The organism is Pseudomonas sp. JAI115 (assembly GCF_014200835.1).
In the GTDB taxonomy this organism is placed as follows: Bacteria; Pseudomonadota; Gammaproteobacteria; order Pseudomonadales; family Pseudomonadaceae; genus Aquipseudomonas; species Aquipseudomonas putida_A.
This window is the reverse complement of record NZ_JACHCY010000003.1, coordinates 289,688-309,829: the sequence shown is the minus strand read 5'-3', so window position 1 is coordinate 309,829 and position 20,142 is coordinate 289,688. Positions and strand designations below refer to the sequence as shown.

Here is a 20,142-nt window from a genome sequence, read left to right as displayed (position 1 = left end):
AGTTTATACGGCCTAAAGTCGGCAATCGACCAAAAAAATCATTGTTGAATCGACATCGTCACCACGACTTGTAGGGCGATTCTGAAAAGCCCACCAGCCATGACCATTCGTGCTCGCGTTTTCGTACCCTCTGCCGTCCGTATTGCCCACAGAGCCCGTACGAATGCTCAATGATAAGGAAAGCCCGTTCACCCTGACCCTGACCGACGGCCCGCTGTGCCTGCCGGTCTTGCGTTTCAGTGGCAAGGAAGCACTCAATCAGCCGTTTCGCTTCGAGATTGAAATGATCGGTCTGGCACCGGCGTTGCCCCCAGGCAGTCTGCTGCGCCAACCGGCGTTCCTGCGCCTGGGCGCCGATCACGGGATCCACGGTCTGATCCACAGCGTCAGTTGCGAGCATCGCGCCAGCCACCGCATCGGCTACCGGCTGATCCTCGTCCCGCTGCTGCTGAGTCTGGACCAGCCGCCCCGGCGCCGGGTCTTCGTGCAAACGAGCGTGCCGGCGATCCTCGCGCAATTGCTCGGCGAATATGAATTGCCGGCGGACAGTTACCGGATCGAAATGAGCGTCGGCCAATACCCGCCGCGGCCCTTTTGCATCCAGTACGAGGAAAGCGACCTGGCCTTCGTGCAACGGCTGTGTGAGGAGGAAGGCATCCACTATCACTTCGAGCATCACCCGAACGGGCATGTGTTGATATTTGCCGATGACAACCTCAGTCTGCCGCAGGAACCATTGCCGGTACCGTTTGGCATCACCGACGACACGCCGTCACCGCGTGTCAGCACGCTGTTTCAGCGCCATGACGCGCCACCCTTGATGGCCGCGCACGGCATTCGCAACCGTGGACAAGAGGCCATCGCCGCCGACGCGGCCAATCATCCCGTGCCCCCGCTCACGCCGCAGAACCTGTCGGGCGAACAGCGTCACGCCGAACAACGCAGCCGTCGCCATCTGCAGCGCCAGCGCTGTCAGACGCGCTCGATCCGGGGCACCTGCGATTGCAGCGCGTTGCGCAGCGGGCATCTGTTACAGATCAGCGAGCATCCGATCAATACCTTCAATGAACAATGGCTGATCACCGAACTGCACCACCAGGGCCAGCACCCCTCGATCCTCGACCCGACCACTGATGTGCATCGCTATCGAAACGACTTCACTGCCCTGCCCTGGTCAAGCGATTTTCGCCCGCCATTGGCACAGCCGCGCCCGAACATCGGCGGCTACCATCTGGCACAAGTGCTGGGATCGCCCGGCCAGCCCGCGCAACTGGATGATCGCGGGCGCATTGGCGTCAACCTCTGGCCGGCGCAGACAACTGAGTCTGCATGCCTGTGGCTGCCAATCGCACTGACCGGCGCCGGCCGGCTCGCCACCCACCAGTTGCCCCGCGCCGGCAGTGAGGTGTGGGTCAGCTTCCTCGACAGCGACCCGGATCGACCGATTCTGTGCCTCGCCAACACGCGTCCCGCGCCACCGAGTGAAACACCACCACCGCGCGACAGCAGCCTGTTGCTCGATTGGCTGCTGCACGGTGCCGATCCCTAAGCGCCGCAGACATTGGCATTGAGTACACCTGGAAGAAACTGGGTGGTTGTGAGGTCGCTATCGCTGGCAAGCCAGCTCCCACAGTTGGATTGGGTGCGGGCTGTTGGAGGTGGGTCGGCTCGCAGGCCGCCTTCGCGAGCAAGCCCGCTCCCACAGTTGGATTGGGTGTAGGCTGTTGGAGATTGGTCGGCTGGGAGATTGCTATCGCTGGCAAGCCAGCTCCTACAGTTGGGTTGGGTGTGGGCTGTTGGAGGTGGGTCGTCTGGGAGGCCGCCTTCGCGAGCAAGCCCGCTCCCACAGTGGATTGGGTGTGGGCTGTTGGAGATTGGTCGGCTGGGAGATTGCTATCGCTGGCAAGCCAGCTCCCACAGTTGGATTGGGTGCGGGCTGTTGGAGATTGGTCGACTGGGAGATTGCTATCGCTGGCAAGCCAGCTCTCACAGTTGGATTGGGTGCGGGCAGTTGGAGGCTGGTCGGCTCGTAGGCCGCCTTCGCTGGCAGGCCAGCTCCTACAGGAAAGCTAAAGCCAAGCGCATGCTTTTCACCACTCAAATGGCCGAGTGTCAGCTCGCCGAAAGCTCTTGATCTTGCCGTGCCGGCCCCATCGGCAGGCTGAGTGGAGGGGTTTATCCGGGGGTGGGAGCGCAGCGACCGTTTGGCGCAGCCAAACACAGCGAGAGGAGGTGCAGCGAAGCAAACCGGAGGCGCTGCCCCCCGGATGAATCCCGTAACGAAGGAACCCGAGCCTAGGCGAGGGCCGTACGCCGGGGCCAAGCCTTTTGCTTACTTTTCGGCGTCTGGAAAAGTGAGTCGCTGTAAGAGCGAAACCATAAGAAGCCGTTACCGCAGAAACGGATATGTACTCGGTAACCCAAAAGAACGCAGCGCTCGCCAGCCCCCAATCACCCCTTGTCAGCCTTCCCCGCCGCCGCCGCAAACTTCGCCAACCGCACATCCAGATGCCGCGGCCGCCGCCCATGATCCTCAGCCCGCTCCTTGCGCCGAATCGCATTACGCACCATCAACGACCCCAGATACCGAATCGGCTCCGGCGGAAAATACCCCAGCGGCCCGTTCACCAACGGCGAACGTGTCCAGGGGTTATCAAGCCCCTGCACCAACGAGGCAAGAATCTGCCCGCCCATGTGACAAGGCCCGACGCCACTGCCGGAATAACCAAAGCCATAAAACACATTGCCACTGGCACTCATCTGCCCGAAAAACGGCAACCCGGTGACCGATCGATCCGACGGCCCATTCCACGTTGCGTCGATCTTTACATCGGCAAACGCCGGGAAGAAGTCGCCGAGACTGCGTTTGAGCAACCCAGCATACGGCGAAGGCTGATCGAACACCGGCAGCATCCGCCCGCCAAACGCGAAGGTATTCCCCCCCTTGCCAAGCATGATCCGGCCGTCCGGCGTGTTGTGGTAGTAGTGCACGAAAATCCGCGAATCGAGCACCGTAACGCCGCTGGTCAAACCGATTTTCTGCAGCAGATCCGGGCGCGGCTCGGTGATCAGCATGTCACTGGAGACAATCGCCACGCTACGTTCGAACTGTGGAAACGCCCGGGCCATCCACGCATTCATCGCCAGTACCACACGGTCGGCTATCACGCAGCCCCCAGCGGTGTGAATACGCGCCGGACGGCCCTCCTCCAGGCCGGTCATCGCCGTGTTTTCGTGGATCTTCACGCCCAGTTGTAACGCCACCCGACGCAGCCCGCGCACCAGTTTGCCCGGCTGCACACTGGCCGCCGCTGGCGAGAACCAGCCTTCCAGATGCTTGCTGGAACCGGCCATGCGCTGCACATCGGCCACCGGGCGTTGGGTAAAGGAGTTGATTCCATTACGCTCCAGCGTCGCGATCACGGCGTCGGTCGAACCGACCTGCGCCTTGTTGGTGGCGGTGTACAGCGTGCCGTCGAGGCGATAATCGGCATCGACGCCGTACTGTTCGCAGAACTCGCCGATGGCGTGGATGCTGCGCTCGGATTCCTTGACCAGACGCACCGCCTCCTCGACGCCGAACAGGCGCTCGAGGGTGAAATACTTGGCCGACCACGACAACGCACACCCACCGTTGCGCCCACTGGCACCGGCGCCGCAGATGTCGGCTTCGATCAGCAGCACATCGAGTTCCGGGTTCTGCTGCTTGAGCATGATCGCCGTCCACAACCCGGTGTAGCCGCCGCCGACGATGCACACGTCAGTGCGCACTTCGCCTTGCAGCGACGAGCACGTCGCGGATGGGTCGGCCTGCAAGGCTTGCTCTAGCCAAAACGGTCGCATGGGATTCTCCAGTCAGATGGCCACGACACAGCCTGCCGCGAACGCCGCAGCAGGCCGCGAGGCAAGGGTTTCAGTTACGCAGGGGTTTGATGGTCAGTGGGCAATTGGGAATGGCCGCGCGCGGTTCCATCACCCCGACCGGGCGGCTGTTCCAGTGCGGAATCAGCACCAGCGCCGAGAACAATGCGCAGCCGGCGAAGACGATGAACACCGTCACCGAATCGAAGTAACCCGGCAGCAATCCGCCGAGCACCGCGCCGACCGAGCCGCAGCCGTTGACGAAGCCGGCCGCCGTGGCGCCGGCCTTGGCCTTGCCGAAGTCGATGGCCGCGGCGCCGCTGATCATCGAGTCCGGCCCGTACAGGGTCAGGCCCATGACAAACAGCAGCGCCACCACCAGCATCACGCTGCCGGTGTGCAACGCACCCATGAACAGCGCCAACGTCACGGTCAGCGCCAGCAGGCTGAGGACGCAGGCCGGCATGCGCCGGGCGCCGAACAGTTTGTCCGAGGCCAGGCCGATCATGATCGGCCCGAGCAGACCGGCCAGTTCAAACGAGGTGGGAATGATCGCCGCGCCGACCTTGCCGACACTTGGCATCTGCTCGAAGACGATCACCGGCCCCCACAACAGAATCGCGTAACGCGCCGGTTTCAACATGAAATACGCCAGGCCCAGTACCAGCACCGTGCGGTTGCGCAGGATTTCCTTCAACGGCTCCCAGACACTGAGCTTGCTGTTGGCTTCGGTTTCTGCGGCACTGAGTTCCGGCTCCGGCTCCACCGCCGGCAGGCCGACGTCTTCCGGTTTGTTGCGCTGAAAAATAAAGAACAACACCGCCACCACCGCGACCACTGCCGCGCTGGAAATGAACGCCGCGTGCCAGGTGCCCATCAGCGTATACGCCCACCAGCCGGCGAACGGCGAGGCCACCAGACCGCCAAACGCGTAGCAGGAGCTCCACAGACCGAGCACCCGCCCGCGCTGCTCGGCGGGGAAGAAACTGCCGAGGTTTTTGCACAATCCCGACCAGCCGGTGGACTGCGCCAACCCTTGGATCAGCATGCAAGTGGCGAAGATCGGCAAGGTGGCAAAGCTACCCATCACCAATGCCGCACCAGCGGAAATCAGCAGCCCGCCAAGCACCACGACCCTCGGGCCGAAACGGTCGGCAAGCATACCCCAGGTGAATTGGCCGATGGCGTAGGCCGCCAGATAGATCGCATCGAGGTTGGCCATGGCCATCTTGTCGAGCATGAAGGTCGGGTCTTCGGCGATGCCCAGTTTGGCCACCGAAAACGCTTTGCGGGTGAAATAGAAAGCGGCGTACGCGAGCCAGGTGACAGCGAAAATCTGCATGCGCCAACGCGCAATGGTGCCGATGTGCTTGTTCATTGTGGTTCTGACCTCAGGGTGTGAGTGTGCCGGCAGAATCGTTAAGTAAACGCCTGTGTTTTTTATTGTTGAGCACTGCGCCAGCGCCCCATCCCTGATGGCGATAGCGGTCAGATGAGTCCTGTTGTTGCACGCACAGGCTCATCGCCGACGCTGCTGTCCGAGCGGACAGTCAGCGCTGGCGTGAGCGGATCAAAGCAATTACTGTTTAATAAATAAAATCGATTTATCGTATTTCACACATAAGCTCAGCTTGTTACTGGAGGCTGCATGTCGGTGTCCCACGCCCAGCTCAAAGCCTTCCACGCCGTGGCCGTCCATGGAAGCTTCACCAAAGCCGCCGAACGGCTTTTTCTCACGCAACCGGCGATTTCCGACCAGGTGCGCAAACTCGAAGAGCGTTTTGGTGTGTTGCTGTTCCATCGCAACAAGCGTTCGGTGCGCCTGACCGATCTCGGTGAGCGACTGCTGGCGATCACTCAACGGCTGTTTGTGATCGAGGCTGAAGCCCAGGAACTGCTGCAGGAATCCCAGGCGTTGCAGACTGGCAGCCTGATTCTCGCAGTGGACGCACCGATACACGTGCTGCCGCAGATCGCGCGGTTCTGCGAGCGGTATCCGGGGATCAGCGTGAAGATCGAGACCGGCAACACCGATGAATCGCTGTTTCGTCTGTTCAACTATCAGGCCGATCTGGCGCTGCTCGGGCGTGATGTCACTGATGAACGTCTGCTGTGCGTGCCGCTGCGTAACGACCCGATGGTGGCGTTCGTTTCGCGACATCACCCGTGGGCCGAGCGCGAGTCGATCTGTCTGGCCGATCTCGATGACACGCCACTGGTGCTGCGCGAGCACGGCTCGGTGACCCGCCAGACCCTGGAAGAGGAAATGGCCCGCGCCGGTTTTCGCATTCGTCCGGCAATCCAGGTCGAGGGCCGGGAAGCCGCGCGCGAGGCGGTGGTGGTGGGGATTGGTGTGGGGGTGGTGTCGGCGGCGGAGTTTGGCGCGGATTCGCGGGTGTGTGCGTTGCCGATCACCGATTGCACCCGGCGGTTGACCGAGACGCTGGTGTGCTTGCGCGAGCAGAGTTCGCGGCGGGTGGTGGCGACATTTCTCGAGATGGTGCGCGAGAGTCTTGGGTAAACCGGTCTGGTCCCTTCGCGAGCAGGCTCGCTCCCACAGTTGAAATGCATTCCAATGTGGGAGCGAGCCTGCTCGCGAAGGACGCACCACGGTGTATCAGCCTGGCGCCAGACCGAAGAACGCCTGAATCAGGCGCAACTCCCACCGCCGCTCCATGCAGCCAATCATGTGCCGATTGACCAACCCGTCGCCGACGATCGGAATCGCCACCACCCGCGGGTCATGGCTGACCTCCACCGAAGACACCACGCCCACCCCCAGCTCCGCCGCCACCGCTTCGGTCACCGCCTCACGGCTATCCAGTTCCAGCAACACTCGCGGAATGACCGCCGCCTGCGCACACGCCTGATCAAAGGTACGGCGGGTGATCGAACTCGGCTCGCGCAACACCATGATCACCTGATCCAGCTCCTTGAGCTTCACTTCGCCGGCACGCTGCGCCCACGCATGCGCCGCCGGCACCAGCGCGCAGATCCGCGATTCGCTCAACGCTTGCAGATGCAGGCCCTTGCGCGGTTCGACCTCGGTCAGCACCGCCACGTCCGCATGCTCGGACAACAGCGCGGCGAGAGTTTCCTGCGCATTGCCCAGACGCAGGTTCACCGTGATTCCGGGATAGCGCGCACGCAGGCTGGCGAGCATCGGCATGACCATGTGCGGACCGTCCGCCGCCACTTCGAGGCGCCCGGTGAGCAACTGACGATTGGCTTCGAGCAGGGTTTGCGCTTCTTCGGCCAGACCGAACATCGCGCGGGTGATCGCCGCCAGTTTGGTGCCCTCCTCGGTCAGTTCCACCCGGCGTGCGGTGCGACGCAACAAGGTGATCTGGTAGTGCTCCTCCAGCGCCTTGATGTGTCCGGTGACCGCCGGCTGACTGATGAACAGGCGCGCGGCGGCGCGGGTAAAGCTGCCTTCCCGGGCCACGGCGTCGAAGGCGCGCAGCTGGAACAGATTCATGGATAACCCTCACTGATGGCTGGCATAACAACAAACAATTTGATTGATAGACCGCCGAATTGCAACGTATGCCCCGTAGCTTCATCCCACAGCGCTATCGCGAGGACACACGAATGAGTACTGCCGCACCCATCCTGCTCACTCCCGGCCCGTTGACCACCTCGGCCCGCACCCGCCAGGCAATGATGGTCGACTGGGGGTCATGGGATGACCGCTTCAATCAACTGACCGCCAGCCTCTGCGAGCAATTGCTGGCAATCCTCAACGGCGCCGCCACTCACCACTGCGTGCCTTTGCAGGGCAGCGGCACCTTCGCTGTCGAAGCCGCCATCGGCACCTTGGTACCGCGTGACGGCAAAATCCTCGTGCTGATCAACGGTGCCTACGGCAAGCGTCTGGCGAAGATCTGCGAAGTGCTCGGCCGCTCGTTCAGCACCTTCGAAACCGCCGAAGACGAACCGACCACCGCTGCCGACGTCGATCGTCTGCTGCGCGCCGATGGCGACATCACTCATGTCGCGCTGATCCACTGCGAAACCAGCACCGGCATCCTCAACCCGTTGCCGGAAATCGCCGACGTCGTGCAGCAACACGGCAAACGCCTGATCATCGATGCCATGAGCTCGTTCGGCGCGTTGCCGGTGGACGCGCAAAAAGTCCCGTTCGATGCGCTGATCGCCGCCTCGGGCAAGTGTCTGGAAGGCGTGCCGGGAATGGGTTTTGTCTTCGCGCGCAAGGAATCACTGGCTGCTGCCGCCGGCAATTCGCACTCGCTGGCGATGGACCTGCATGACCAGCACAGCTACATGCAGAAGACCGGCCAGTGGCGCTTCACCCCGCCGACCCACGTGGTCGCGGCGCTGCACGAAGCGTTGCTGCAATACAACGAAGAAGGTGGCCTGCCCGCTCGCCATGCGCGCTACGCCGCCAACTGTCAGGCGTTGATGGAAGAGATGGGCAAGCTCGGCCTGCGCAGCTTCCTGCCGGCGGCGATCCAGGCTCCGATCATCGCCACCTTCCATGCCCCGCAAGACCCGCGTTACCAGTTCAAGGACTTCTACGAACGGGTCAAGGCCAAGGGTTACATCCTCTACCCCGGCAAACTGACCCAGGTCGAAACCTTCCGCGTCGGCTGCATCGGCCACGTCAACCCGGACCAAATGCGCCAGGCCGTGGCGGCAGTGGGTGAAGTGCTGCGCGAGATGGAAGTGCTCGATATTTGAATCACCACGATACCTGTGGGAGCGGGCTTGCTCGCGAAGGCGGAGTGTCAGCCGCCATCAATGTTGAATGTGCCGCCGCATTCGCGAGCAAGCCCGCTCCCACAGTTTTGAACCGTATTGCCAACTCAGGAATTGATTGCCATGAACTACACCAACCCAAACAAACTGCAAGCCGCCATCCTCGACTGGGCCGGCACCGTGGTCGATTTCGGCTCGTTCGCACCGACGCAGATCTTCGTTGAAGCCTTCGCCGAATTCGACGTTCAGGTCTCCATCGAAGAGGCCCGTGGCCCGATGGGCATGGGCAAGTGGGATCACATTCGTACCCTGTGCGATCAGCCACAAGTGGCCGAGCGTTATCGCAAAGCCTTCGGCCGCACCCCGACCGATGATGACGTGACCGCGATCTACAACCGCTTCATGCCGCTGCAGATCGAGAAAATCGCCGAGCACTCGGCGCTGATTCCCGGCGCACTGGAAACCATCGCCAACCTGCGCCAGCAAGGGATCAAGATCGGCTCCTGCTCCGGCTACCCGAAACAGGTGATGGACAAGGTCGTGGCCCTCGCTGCCACTAACGGCTACATTGCCGACCACGTGGTCGCCACCGACGAAGTGCCGAACGGTCGCCCATGGCCGGCCCAGGCGTTGGCCAACGTGATTGCGTTGGGCATCGATGATGTCGCGGCCTGCGTGAAGATCGACGACACCGTACCGGGCATCCTCGAAGGCCGTCGCGCCGGGATGTGGACCGTGGCGCTGATCTGCTCGGGCAACGCACTGGGCCTGGACTATGCCGGTTACCGGGCGCTGGGCAGCGACGAACTGGCCAGCGAACGCAAACGCATCCACGCGCTGTTCGCCGATTCGCGTCCGCACTATATGATCGACACCATCAGCGACCTGCCGGAAGTGATTGCCGACATCAACAAGCGTCTGGCCAACGGTGAAATGCCACAATCGAGCTGATCACGCCTTTTCTCAAAACAACAAAAAACGCCAGGGTCTTCGCGACACTGGCGTTTTTTTTGGCTAAAGCCCTGACTCAGCGCAGTGAAACTCCGATCAGCCTCAGGCAAATCTGCCAAAGGGGATTACAGTTAAAGCATGCCGTCGCACAAGAACGGCACGTGGCGACCCTGATCTGTGAGGAAACACCGTATGCCGTGGACAAGTTCCGAATCCCGCTACAGCACCGTGTCCGTGCTGCTGCACTGGCTGATGCTGGTCCTGTTGATCCTGGTGTATGCCAGCATGGAGTTGCGCGGGATTTTTCCCAAAGGCAGTGGCGGCCGCTCACTGATCCGCGAAGTGCACTACATGCTCGGCCTGACCGTGTTCGTGCTGGTGTGGTTTCGCCTCGTAGCGCGCAGCATCGGCCCGGCACCGAAAATCTTCCCGGCCTCGCCGCAGTGGCAAACCCTGCTGGCGCGGGTGATGCACTGGTTGTTGTACCTGTTCATGATCAGCATGCCGATTCTCGGCTGGCTGATCACCAGCGCCGAGGGGCATCAGGTGATGTTCTACGGCTTCGATCTGCCGCTGCTGGTTCATGAAGACAAGGCGTTCGCCAAACAGGTGGAGCACTGGCACGTGTTGATCGGCAACATCGGCTACTGGCTGATCGGCCTGCATGCGCTGGCGGGGCTGTATCACCATTATGTGGTGGGCGATAACACCTTGCTGCGGATGATGCCCAAGCGCGGTTGAACACCAACTCGGTAAATTTCCCGTGTGGCGAGGGAGCTTGCTCCCGCTGGGCTGCGCAGCAGACCTGAATCCTGAAAATCTGGACTGTCAGGCAAACTGTATTCGCTGAATCGACGACGGCTGCGCCGCCGAGCGGGAGCAAGCTCCCTCGCCACAGAAGTTCAACTGTAGGAAGTGAATCCGCGGCGCCCCTGCAAACCGCCGGTATGAACAAAGATCAACCGGGTGCCTGGCTCAAATCTGCCGGCCTCAATCTGCTCCTTGAGCATCAACAAAGCCTTGCCGGTATACAGCGGCTCCAACGGAACGCCGCTACTGTGCTCAGTGCTCTCGATGAACTCAAGCAACACCGGATCAACCTTGGCAAAACCACCCCGGCTCGCGTCGAACAATGCGTAATTCGTCATTGCCATATCCGTCTCCCGAACGATCGCCTCCACCTGCGCCGCCACGCCATGATCCTCCGGCACCGCCAGCGCGCCGTACACCGCACGCTCTCCCGCCTCGGCGAGTACCAACCCTGCCAGAGTCGTCCCGGTGCCGCACGCCAGCCACCAGCCGTGGAAATCGCTCCAGCCCAGATTCTTCAGTTGCGTGGTGATCACCTGCTCCTTGAGCGCTTTGCAGCCTAAGGCACCGGCCAATCCGCCGCCACCCTCTGGCACTGCGTGCAGATTCGGGAACTGCGCCTGCCAAGGCTCCCAGAAGCCGGGCTCATGCCGCGCCCGATAGCCGCCGTAACCGAGCCAGTGCAGTTGCATGCCGAACGCCTGCAGGTCCTCAACCGTGGGCGTCTGCTGTGGATGGCCACGCAACAGCCCAACGGTTTCGAAACCCAGACGCTTGCCAGCCGCCGCCAGCGCATGCAGATGATTGGAATGCGCGCCACCCAGGCTGATGATGCCCTGCGCGCCGGCGCGGTCGGCAGCTTTGAGGTGTTCGGTGAGTTTGAACCATTTGTTGCCGCTGATCAGCGGGTCGATCTGGTCGAGTCGCAGGATGGCGACCTCGATTCCGGCGTTGGTGAGCCAGTCGAATTGAAGCAATTCGAGGGGGGCTTGGGGTAGCCAGTTGGCGGGAGGAAGAAGCATGGGCGACTGATCATTCGAGGCAGAGCCGGCATTCTAGTCGCTCACAGGACGCCATCGCGAGCAGGCTCACTCCTACAGGATCCGCGCCATCCATAAATGTTGCGCACACCGCCAAACCACTGTGGGAGCGGGCCTGCTCGCGAAGGCGTCGTGTCAGTCGACATGTGTATTGGCTGACACTCCGCTTTCGCGAGCAGGCTCGCTCCCACAGGGGGGATTCGTGGTGGTTAAAGTTCAGCGGCGAGACGCGACCCCTGATTGATCGCGCGCTTGGCATCCAGCTCCGCCGCCACATCGGCGCCGCCGATCAGGTGCACGTTCTGCCCCGCCGCGACCAGACCTTCCTGCAGATCGCGCAGTGGATCCTGGCCGGCGCAGATCACGATATTGTCCACCGCCAGCACTTGCGGCTCGCCGGTTTCGCCGATGCGGATGTGCAGGCCTTCGTCGTCGATTTTCAGGTATTCGACGCTGTTGAGCATCTGCACCTGCTTGTTCTTCAGACCGGTGCGGTGAATCCAGCCGGTGGTCTTGCCCAGGCCATCACCGACCTTGGTTTTCTTGCGCTGCAACAGGAACACTTCGCGAGCCGGCGCGTGCGGCGCTGCTTTGATCCCGGCCACGCCACCACGGGCTTCCAGATGGGTGTCGATGCCCCACTCTTTCCAGAACGCGGTGCGATCGAGACTGGTGGCCACGCCTTGGTGCACGAGGAACTCGGAGACGTCGAAACCGATACCGCCCGCGCCAATCACCGCGACGCGCTTGCCCACCGGTTTGCGCTCGAGGATCACGTCCAGATAGCTCAGCACCTTGGCGTTGTCCACGCCCGGAATCGCCGGCACACGCGGTGCGATGCCGGTGGCGAGGATGATTTCGTCGTAACCGCCCTCGACCAGCTTCGCCACGTCGACACGGGTGTTCAGGCACACCTCGACATTCGTGGTCTGCAGCTTGCGCTTGAAGTAGCGCAAGGTTTCGAAGAATTCTTCCTTGCCCGGCACACGCTTGGCGATGTTGAACTGGCCGCCGATTTCGCTGGCCGAATCGAACAGGGTTACCTGATGACCGCGCTCGGCGGCCACGGTCGCGGCGGACAGACCGGCAGGGCCGGCACCGACCACGGCGATCTTCTTGATCTGTTGCACCGGCAAATAGTTGAGCTCGGTTTCATGGCAGGCACGCGGGTTGACCAGGCAACTGGTGAGTTTGCCGCCGAAGGTGTGATCGAGGCACGCCTGGTTGCAGCCGATGCAGGTGTTGATTTCGTCGGCGCGGCCTTCTGCGGCTTTGTTGACGAAGTCCGGATCGGCGAGGAACGGCCGTGCCATCGAGACCATGTCGGCATCGCCTTCAGCGAGGATCTGCTCGGCGATTTCCGGGGTGTTGATGCGGTTGGTGGTGATCAGCGGAATGTTCACCGAACCACGCAGTTTGGCGGTGACCTTGCTGAACGCCGCGCGCGGCACCTTGGTGGCGATGGTCGGGATCCGCGCTTCGTGCCAGCCGATGCCAGTGTTGATGATGGTCGCGCCGGCCTGCTCGATGGCTTTGGCCAGGGTCACGATCTCTTCCCAGCTGCTGCCGCCCTCGACCAGATCAAGCATCGACAAACGGAAAATGATGATGAAGTTCGGCCCGACTGCTTCGCGTACGCGACGGACGATTTCCACCGGCAGGCGCATGCGGTTTTCATAACTGCCGCCCCAGCGGTCGGTGCGGTGGTTGGTGTGCGCGGCGAAGAACTGGTTAATGAAATAACCTTCCGAGCCCATGATTTCCACGCCATCGTACTCGGCGCTCTGCGCCAGTACCGAGCAGGTGACGAAATCGCTGATCTGTTTCTCGATGCCCTCCTCGTCCAGCTCTTTGGGCTTGAACGGGTTGATCGGCGCTTGAATCGCACTCGGCGCCACCTGTTTCGGGCTGTAGGCATAACGCCCGGCGTGGAGGATCTGCATGCAGATCTTGCCGCCCGCCTCGTGCACTGCGCGAGTGACGATGCGATGCTTGAGCGCTTCTTCCTCGGTGGTCAGCTTGGCTGCGCCGGAGTACACGCCGCCCTCATCGTTCGGGCCGATACCGCCGGTGACCATCAGGCCGACGCCGCCACGGGCACGCTCAGCGAAGTACGCCGCCATGCGTTCGAAGCCACCCGGTTTTTCTTCAAGGCCAGTGTGCATCGAACCCATCAGGGTGCGGTTGCGCAGCGTGGTGAATCCCAGGTCCAGCGGGGCCAACAGGTGCGGGTAATGAGCGGCGGTCATCGGTAACTCCACAACGTGCGATCACGGAAATTGCGGGAGCTCTGCGTCCCCCGTCAGTCATGTTCGACAGACTAAGAGTCGCACTGCTGTCACTCAATGACCGAAACTGACAACTTATTGATCCAAATGCGCAGCGCCCCTTGGCAAGTGCCGGCATGCGCCCTACCCTAGTCGCCACACCCTGTACCCGGCTGTTGTTGGTTTTCATGCGCAAACTTCTGTATCTGTTTTTCTCCATGGCCATCGTTGCCGCTCTGACCACCTACGCCATGTGGGCGGCGGACCGGCCGGCGGGGCATTACCTGTCGGACCTGCGCATCAAACTGGCGGTCGATCAGGGCACGCCCGCCGACCGCGGCAATCTGCTGGGCATCCAGCCGGAACTGTTTCCCACCGACTACCAAAGCCCGGAACGCCTGCACCGCAAACTCGCGGCCTATCTGCAGCAGGCACAGGATCAGGGGCTGCTCAACGAAAAAACCGTGGTGGTACTGCCCGAGCATGTCGGCACCTGGCTGATGATCAGCGGCGAGAAAGACGAGCTCTACCAGGCGCCGACCCTGGTCGAAGCGATGAACTGGCTGGCGGCGAGCAATCCGTTGCTGTTCGCCCGCGCCTGGCTCACTGCCAAGGGCGAAAATCGCCTCGACGACGCCCATCTGCGGATGAAGTCCAAAGCCATGGCCAAGGATTACCAGACGTTATTCGGTGGTCTGGCCAAGGAATTCCACGTCACACTGGTGGCCGGTTCCATCGTCCTGCCCGAACCGAGCATTCGTGATGGCCAACTCAAGCCCGGCAGCGGCGCGCTGTTCAACAGCAGCGTGGTGTTCGGTAGCGATGGCGTACCGCTGGGCCAGCCACAGCGGCAGATGCACCCGATCTTCGAACAGCGCGATGTGATCGGAAGCGAAGACGAGCACGCGATCAACGTAGTCGAGACCCCGGCCGGGCGTCTGGGTGTGCTGATCGGCAGCGACAGCTGGTACCCCGACAACTATCGCCGACTCGACGAGCAAGGTGCGCAACTGGTGGCGGTGCCGGCCTTCGTCGTCGGCCACGGTGCCTGGGATCAGCCGTGGGCCGGCTATAAGGGTTCGAGTACACCGGGGTCGGTCAGCCTCAAGCCCGGAGAAATCAGTGAAGGTCAGGCCTGGCATCGCCTGACACTGACCGCACAGCCACCGAGCAGCCGTGCGATCGCCGGCATGAGCGTGTTCCTGCGCGGCCAGTTCTGGGACAAGCCCGGTTCGGGGCAAAGCTTCCTCAGCAGCAACGGCCAGCAATTCGCCGATGGCGAAGCCCGTGGCGCGCGTCTGCTGAACATCTGGTTGTAAGCCATGAAGCCGCTGCCGATGCGTCTGGGGGATCTGTCGGTAGGTTTCGTGCACAGCCTCGCTGATGCCGTGCGCAGCCATGGCACCGATCCGCAACCGCTGCTTGAACAATACGGACTGGATGCCGCACGACTGGCCGAGGCCGGCGCGCGGTTGTCGATTCCGCGCTACATGCGTCTGGGGCACAGCGCGATTCAGTTGACCGGCGATCCGGCACTGGGCTTGCGCATGGGCCAGCTCAGCCGCTTGAGTCAGGCCGGGCTCGCCGGGGTCACTGCCGCGCAGGCGCCGACCGTGCGCGAGGCCGCCCGTTGTCTGATCCGCTTCGAGCCGCTGTACGGCTCCAACTATCGCGGGCAGTCGAGTTTTCACGAAGACGCTCATGGCGCGTGGCTGCGCTTCTATTCGATCAGCCCGTACAACGCCTATAACCGTTTTGTAGTGGATTCGATCATCGCCGGCTGGCTGCATCAGCTGTCCAGCGTCGGTCGCGAGCCACTGCGCGCCGAGCGCATCGAGATCGAATTTGACGCGCCGGACTATCGCGACGCCTACAACGTCTTGGGCGACTGCCCAATCCAGTTCGGCGCCGAACGCAATCAATTGCGCCTGAACCTGAACAGCCTCGCACAGCGTAATCCCGAGCACTGCCCGAGTACCTGGCGGCATCTGCTGCAATTGTGTGAACGGGAACTAGAGCAATTGACCCGCACCCGCAGCCTGCGTGAACGCATCACTCAGCTGTTGGGGCCGTTGCTCAATGGTGGCCGGGAACCCGACCTGGAAGAAGTGGCGGCGCGCCTGAAGCTGCCGACCTGGACGTTGCGGCGCAAACTGGCCGAGGAAGGCACGCAGTTTCGCGCGATCCTCAATGACACCCGCCGTGATCTGGCGATGACCTACATCCGCGACACCGAACTGGCGTTCGGCGAGATCGCCTACCTGCTGGGCTTTGCTTCAGCCGAGGCGTTTCAACGCGCCTTCAAGCGCTGGAGCGGCCAGACCCCCGGCGAGTTTCGCCGCAGTCACCGCAAAACAGCCTGACACCTTACAACTCGGTGGCGTCTTCGGCCGGCTCTGGCTGATCCAGTTCATATGCCTGGTATTCGAGCAGTTCTTCTTGATAGTCATCCATCGTGTGATCCCCCTGCTGCCCGTTTGAAAATAGCCCGGTCAACTGACCAGTGCCTCGAGCCTATCGTGCCCGTATGAAGGAAAAGTGACATCCCGCCTTCATGAATAAAACGTAGCAGGTGGTCAGGAATTTATCGCAGGATTTTTGTCGGGGGAATGTAACGAGATTTGAGTACACCACAAAACAAATGTGGGAGCGGGCTTGCTCGCGAAAGCGCAGTGTCAATCAACATATACATTGACTGATACTCCGCTTTCGCGAGCAAGCCCGCTCCCACATGGGATGTGTGTGTGTGTGTTACTGCATCGCCGGAATCGGCTCCGATGGCGGCGGGATATTGGTCGGGTTGGCCGGCGGCGTGATCGTTTCGGTAGCCGGTGCAGGCTCTGCACTCGGTGCCGGGGTGATCGGCGCTGACTCGGCCGGCGGCACCACTGGCTCAGAACCCGTTGGCGTCGGCGCAACCGGAGCGGGGGCCGGGGTCGCTGCCGGGGCTGCCGGCGTCATGTTTTGGGCAGGCTCGACAATCCCGGCTGGCGGCGGTGCAGGCGTTGCCTCTACCGCCGGTGCAGGTGTAACCGGCGCTACAGCGGCAGGCTTGGGCTCAGGCACACCGAGATCGGTCTTGGGTTTTTCTTCGATGTGCGCGGCTTTCTTCGCATCGGCTGGCAGGAACAACTCAACCAGCGTGAAGAACCGCTCGTAGAACTTCTGCGAGGTCACGGTCTCACTGGCCACCTTGACCATCGAATCGTCGGATGAGCCGATCGGCATCGACACCGAACCCAATACGCCAACCCCGAGACTGGCGGAGTTGTTGGTCTTCTTCAACGCGTAGCGATCCTGCAGGGCATTGGCGAACACCGTGGCATGGTGCTTGGCACTGCCATCTTCGGCACACACCACGTTGAAGCTGATTTCCAGGTGGGTTTCCCCGGTCTGCTGGAAACTCTTGTGGCCACTGACCAGTTTCGGGTCACTGCTGGTGATGATGTAGCCCTGGCTGAGCAACGCACGACGGGCCGCCTCGCAACTCGCGGTGTCGGCCACCGGATAATTGCGCGAGAACGTGCCGGAATCATCGAAGTTCTCATGCTCATAGATCGGCTTGTCCTTCGAACAGCCAGCAACAGCGGTCAACAACAGCGCCAACCCAACGACACGCATGGGAGTTGAAATCAACATTGAACATCCTGAGGAAAAACAGTCCGGGGCGTATTGTGCAACAGAACGTTGCCCTGCGGCGCATGGATTGTGTCTTAAAGCCGTTACAACCCTATTGACCCTTGTTTGCCGGAAAAAGTCGCAGCGACAAGTGATCGATGAAGACGCGCAATTTGGCGGTGGCATGGCGACTGGAGGGCCACAATACCCAGAACTGACCGGTGTGCTTCATATGCGCATCCAGCACTCGCTGCAAGCGCCCCTGCGCCACATCCTCATGGGTCATGAAATCCGGCAGGCAAGCGATACCCATCCCTGCCAGCGCCGCATGATGGACGGCTTCGATGGAGGTAGTGACCAGCCGCGTCGGCAAGCTCGGCTCCGGCGCGCCCTCCTCGCCAGTCAATGGCCATGGCTCCAGCTTGCCGGTGGCATGAAAGGTGTGCCGCAAGCAGGCGTGCTCCGCCAGATCGGCGGGAATTTGCGGCACGCCGTGCTGTTGCAGATACAGCGGGCTCGCCACCAGCACCATGTGAAACTCGCCCAAGGGCCGCGCCATCAGCCGTGAATCTCGTGGCTGACCGGTACGAATCACCGCATCGAAGCCCTCCTCGACCACGTCGACCATGCGATCAGTCAGGTCCAGATCCAGCTCGATCTGCGGGTACAGCGCCATGAACTCATTCATCACCGGCATTACCAGCCCGTGCACCTGCGGCAGGCTGATGCGCAGTTTGCCATGGGGCTGCGAGGCGGAATCGCAAAGTTCGAACTCGGCGGCTTCCACCTCGGCGAGAATTTTGCGACAGCGTGCGAGGAACAGCGCGCCCTCGCTGGTCAGGGTGATGCTGCGGGTAGTGCGATGAAACAGCCGCACGCCCAATCGCGCCTCCAGCCGGGCGATACTTTTGCCCACCGCTGAAGACGACACGCCCTGCAGCCGCCCAGCCTCGGTAAAACTGCGGGTCTCGGCGACTTGAACAAACACCGAAATACTGCCCAGACTGTCCATTCCGCCCCTCCGATTCACGACATCCGTGTCCGATATGTTCGGAACCGTAACCCATTTTTCTCCACTGCGCAGCGCCCTAGCCTATGGCCTTCACCCACTTCGGCACATGGACGCTGACTCATGAACGACGCACAACTGACCTCGGCCCTCACCCAGCCAGTCGACACCCGCGAACGATTGCCCCTCGGCGCCCTGCTGGCCCTGGCCACCGCCGGTTTCATCACGGTGCTGACCGAAGCCATGCCCGCCGGCCTGCTGCCACAAATGAGCGCGGGGCTGAATGTCTCCCAGGCACTGATCGGGCAACTGGTCACCCTGTACGCGATTGGCTCGATGCTCGCCGCCATCCCGCTGACCATCGTCACCCGCAGCTGGCGTCGTCGGCCATTGCTGCTGTCAGCCATCGGCGGCTTCGCCATCGCCAACAGCACCACCGCCGTGTCGGAATGGTACTGGCTGACTTTGACCGCACGCTTGCTCGCCGGGATATTTGCCGGGCTGCTGTGGGCGTTGCTGGCAGGCTACGCCAGCCGCATGGTTGCCCCACACCTGCAAGGCCGAGCGATCACCGTCGCCATGCTTGGCGCGCCGCTGGCACTCTCGCTGGGCATCCCGGCCGGCACGCTACTCGGCACTCTGGTGGGCTGGCGCCTGAGCTTCGCCATCATGACTGCGCTGACGCTGTTGCTGGTGATCTGGGTGCGCTGGCAAGTGCCGGACTTTGCCGGAGAACACGCAGGAAAACGCCTGCCCCTACGTCAGGTCTTCACCCTGCCCGGCGTACGCTCGGTGTTGTTCGTGACCTTGACCTACGTGATCGCCCACAACCTGCTTTACACCTATATCGCACCGTTCCTGCAACCGTCGGGACTGGCCAGCGATATCGACCGGGTGCTGCTGGTGTTCGGCCTCGCCTCAGTGCTGAGCCTGTGGATCGTCGGCAGCCTGATCGATCACTGGCTGCGCGAACTGATGCTGATCAGCACGCTGCTGTTCATGCTCTCCGCCATCGCCTTGGGCCTGTGGCGAGAATCGGCGACCGTGGTCTACCTCGCCGTCGCCGTGTGGGGATTGGCGTTTGGTGCGATGCCTTCGCTGCTGCAGACTGCCTCGGCGAAAACCGCTGGAGATGCTGCCGATACGGCGCAGTCGATGCTGGTGACCCTGTGGAATGTCGGGATTGCCGGGGGTGGTTTGGCGGGTGGTTTGCTGCTGGGGAGTCTGGGGGTTGGGGGTTTTCCGTGGGTTGTTGTGGGGTTGCTGGTTTTGACCTTGTATGCGGCGCTCATTGCGCGAGGTCATGGGTTCACGGGGGTGAGGTGATGGGTTTGCCTGTCGCGGATTGGTTGACCGATCAACCGCCTTCGCGAGCAGGCTCGCTCCCACAGGGATTGAGGTGGGCAGGCAGAGATTGGTCGCCTGACAGGCCGCCATCGCTGGCAAGCCAGCTCCCACAAGATCAAGATCAAAAGATCAAAAGACAAAAGATCGCAGCCTTCGGCAGCTCCTACACGGGCCGAGTGTCAGCTCGCCGAAAGCTCTTGATCTTGCCGTGCCGGCCCCATCGGCAGGCTGAGTGGAGGGGTTTATCCGGGGGAAGGAGCGCAGCGACGTTTGGCGAAGCCAAACACATCGAGAGGAGGTGCAGCGAAGCAAACCGGAGGCGATGCCCCCGGATGAATCCCGTAACGAAGGAAACCGAGCCACGGCGAGGGCCGAACGCCGGGGCCAAGCCTTTTGGTTACTTTTCGGCGTCTGGAAAAGTGACTCGCTGTAAGAGCGAAACCGCCAGCGGCAGCACCCGAAGCAACGGATATACACCCAAATCTCAACCATAAAAAAAGCCCCGACCATAAGATCGGGG

At 62.0% G+C, this 20,142-nt stretch carries 15 protein-coding genes; 8 read left to right on the top strand and 7 right to left on the bottom strand.

The features are described from left to right. The first annotated feature begins 163 nt into the window (after positions 1 to 163). Complete coding sequence (locus tag HDC30_RS09375) at positions 164 to 1,549, top strand: type VI secretion system Vgr family protein (protein ID WP_183782578.1); 1,386 nt, start codon at positions 164 to 166, stop codon at positions 1,547 to 1,549. A 902-nt stretch (positions 1,550 to 2,451) separates the two neighbouring features. Here HDC30_RS09375 and HDC30_RS09370 read toward each other — a convergent pair. Both HDC30_RS09370 and HDC30_RS09365 read right to left on the bottom strand, forming a co-directional pair. Further along, positions 2,452 to 3,843 carry an FAD-dependent oxidoreductase gene (locus tag HDC30_RS09370; protein WP_183782560.1) on the bottom strand — a complete coding sequence of 464 codons (1,392 nt, stop codon included), beginning with the start codon at positions 3,841 to 3,843 and terminating at the stop codon, positions 2,452 to 2,454. Positions 3,844 to 3,913: 70 nt separating this feature from the next. Further along, on the bottom strand, positions 3,914 to 5,239 hold the full coding sequence (locus tag HDC30_RS09365) for an MFS transporter (RefSeq protein ID WP_183782557.1): 1,326 nt from the start codon (positions 5,237 to 5,239) through the stop codon (positions 3,914 to 3,916). A gap of 270 nt (positions 5,240 to 5,509) precedes the next feature. Between HDC30_RS09365 and HDC30_RS09360 the strand changes: the two genes are divergently transcribed. Then, on the top strand, positions 5,510 to 6,382 hold the full coding sequence (locus tag HDC30_RS09360; protein ID WP_097088195.1) for a LysR family transcriptional regulator: 873 nt from the start codon (positions 5,510 to 5,512) through the stop codon (positions 6,380 to 6,382). Positions 6,383 to 6,478: 96 nt separating this feature from the next. On the opposite strand, the gene HDC30_RS09355 is transcribed toward HDC30_RS09360, so the two are convergent. Then, a complete protein-coding gene (locus HDC30_RS09355) occupies positions 6,479 to 7,339 on the bottom strand; it encodes a LysR substrate-binding domain-containing protein (RefSeq protein ID WP_183782554.1) in 861 nt (286 codons plus the stop codon). A 113-nt stretch (positions 7,340 to 7,452) separates the two neighbouring features. Between HDC30_RS09355 and HDC30_RS09350 the strand changes: the two genes are divergently transcribed. The 3 genes from HDC30_RS09350 (at position 7,453) to HDC30_RS09340 (ending at position 10,272) form a co-directional block, all read left to right on the top strand. After that, positions 7,453 to 8,562 carry a 2-aminoethylphosphonate--pyruvate transaminase gene (locus tag HDC30_RS09350; RefSeq protein ID WP_183782551.1) on the top strand — a complete coding sequence of 370 codons (1,110 nt, stop codon included), beginning with the start codon at positions 7,453 to 7,455 and terminating at the stop codon, positions 8,560 to 8,562. Positions 8,563 to 8,703: 141 nt separating this feature from the next. Then, on the top strand, positions 8,704 to 9,531 hold the full coding sequence (gene phnX / locus HDC30_RS09345; protein WP_096795690.1) for a phosphonoacetaldehyde hydrolase: 828 nt from the start codon (positions 8,704 to 8,706) through the stop codon (positions 9,529 to 9,531). A gap of 192 nt (positions 9,532 to 9,723) precedes the next feature. Next, entirely contained in the window at positions 9,724 to 10,272 is a 549-nt protein-coding gene (locus HDC30_RS09340; protein ID WP_097088200.1) for a cytochrome b, read from the top strand. A gap of 161 nt (positions 10,273 to 10,433) precedes the next feature. On the opposite strand, the gene HDC30_RS09335 is transcribed toward HDC30_RS09340, so the two are convergent. Then, positions 10,434 to 11,363, bottom strand: a complete 930-nt coding sequence (locus HDC30_RS09335) for a 1-aminocyclopropane-1-carboxylate deaminase/D-cysteine desulfhydrase (protein WP_183782548.1) — start codon at positions 11,361 to 11,363, stop codon at positions 10,434 to 10,436. Between the two features lie 227 nt (positions 11,364 to 11,590). After that, positions 11,591 to 13,630 (bottom strand): FAD-dependent oxidoreductase, encoded by a 2,040-nt coding sequence (locus tag HDC30_RS09330; protein ID WP_183782544.1) that lies wholly within the window; start codon positions 13,628 to 13,630, stop codon positions 11,591 to 11,593. Between the two features lie 206 nt (positions 13,631 to 13,836). Between HDC30_RS09330 and HDC30_RS09325 the strand changes: the two genes are divergently transcribed. Both HDC30_RS09325 and HDC30_RS09320 read left to right on the top strand, forming a co-directional pair. Further along, positions 13,837 to 14,967 carry a carbon-nitrogen hydrolase family protein gene (locus HDC30_RS09325; RefSeq protein ID WP_183782541.1) on the top strand — a complete coding sequence of 377 codons (1,131 nt, stop codon included), beginning with the start codon at positions 13,837 to 13,839 and terminating at the stop codon, positions 14,965 to 14,967. Between the two features lie 3 nt (positions 14,968 to 14,970). Next, positions 14,971 to 16,011 (top strand): AraC family transcriptional regulator, encoded by a 1,041-nt coding sequence (locus HDC30_RS09320; protein ID WP_183782538.1) that lies wholly within the window; start codon positions 14,971 to 14,973, stop codon positions 16,009 to 16,011. Positions 16,012 to 16,399: 388 nt separating this feature from the next. On the opposite strand, the gene HDC30_RS09315 is transcribed toward HDC30_RS09320, so the two are convergent. Both HDC30_RS09315 and HDC30_RS09310 read right to left on the bottom strand, forming a co-directional pair. Next, the gene (locus HDC30_RS09315) at positions 16,400 to 17,287 is read right to left on the bottom strand and encodes a DUF2242 domain-containing protein (RefSeq protein WP_183782535.1); all 888 of its coding nucleotides are present in this window, start codon (positions 17,285 to 17,287) and stop codon (positions 16,400 to 16,402) included. Between the two features lie 91 nt (positions 17,288 to 17,378). Then, the gene (locus tag HDC30_RS09310; protein WP_183782531.1) at positions 17,379 to 18,278 is read right to left on the bottom strand and encodes a LysR family transcriptional regulator; all 900 of its coding nucleotides are present in this window, start codon (positions 18,276 to 18,278) and stop codon (positions 17,379 to 17,381) included. 120 nt (positions 18,279 to 18,398) lie between these two features. Here HDC30_RS09310 and HDC30_RS09305 point away from each other — a divergent pair, with 120 nt between their 5' ends. Further along, a complete protein-coding gene (locus HDC30_RS09305) occupies positions 18,399 to 19,601 on the top strand; it encodes an MFS transporter (RefSeq protein ID WP_183782528.1) in 1,203 nt (400 codons plus the stop codon). Positions 19,602 to 20,142 lie beyond the last annotated feature (541 nt).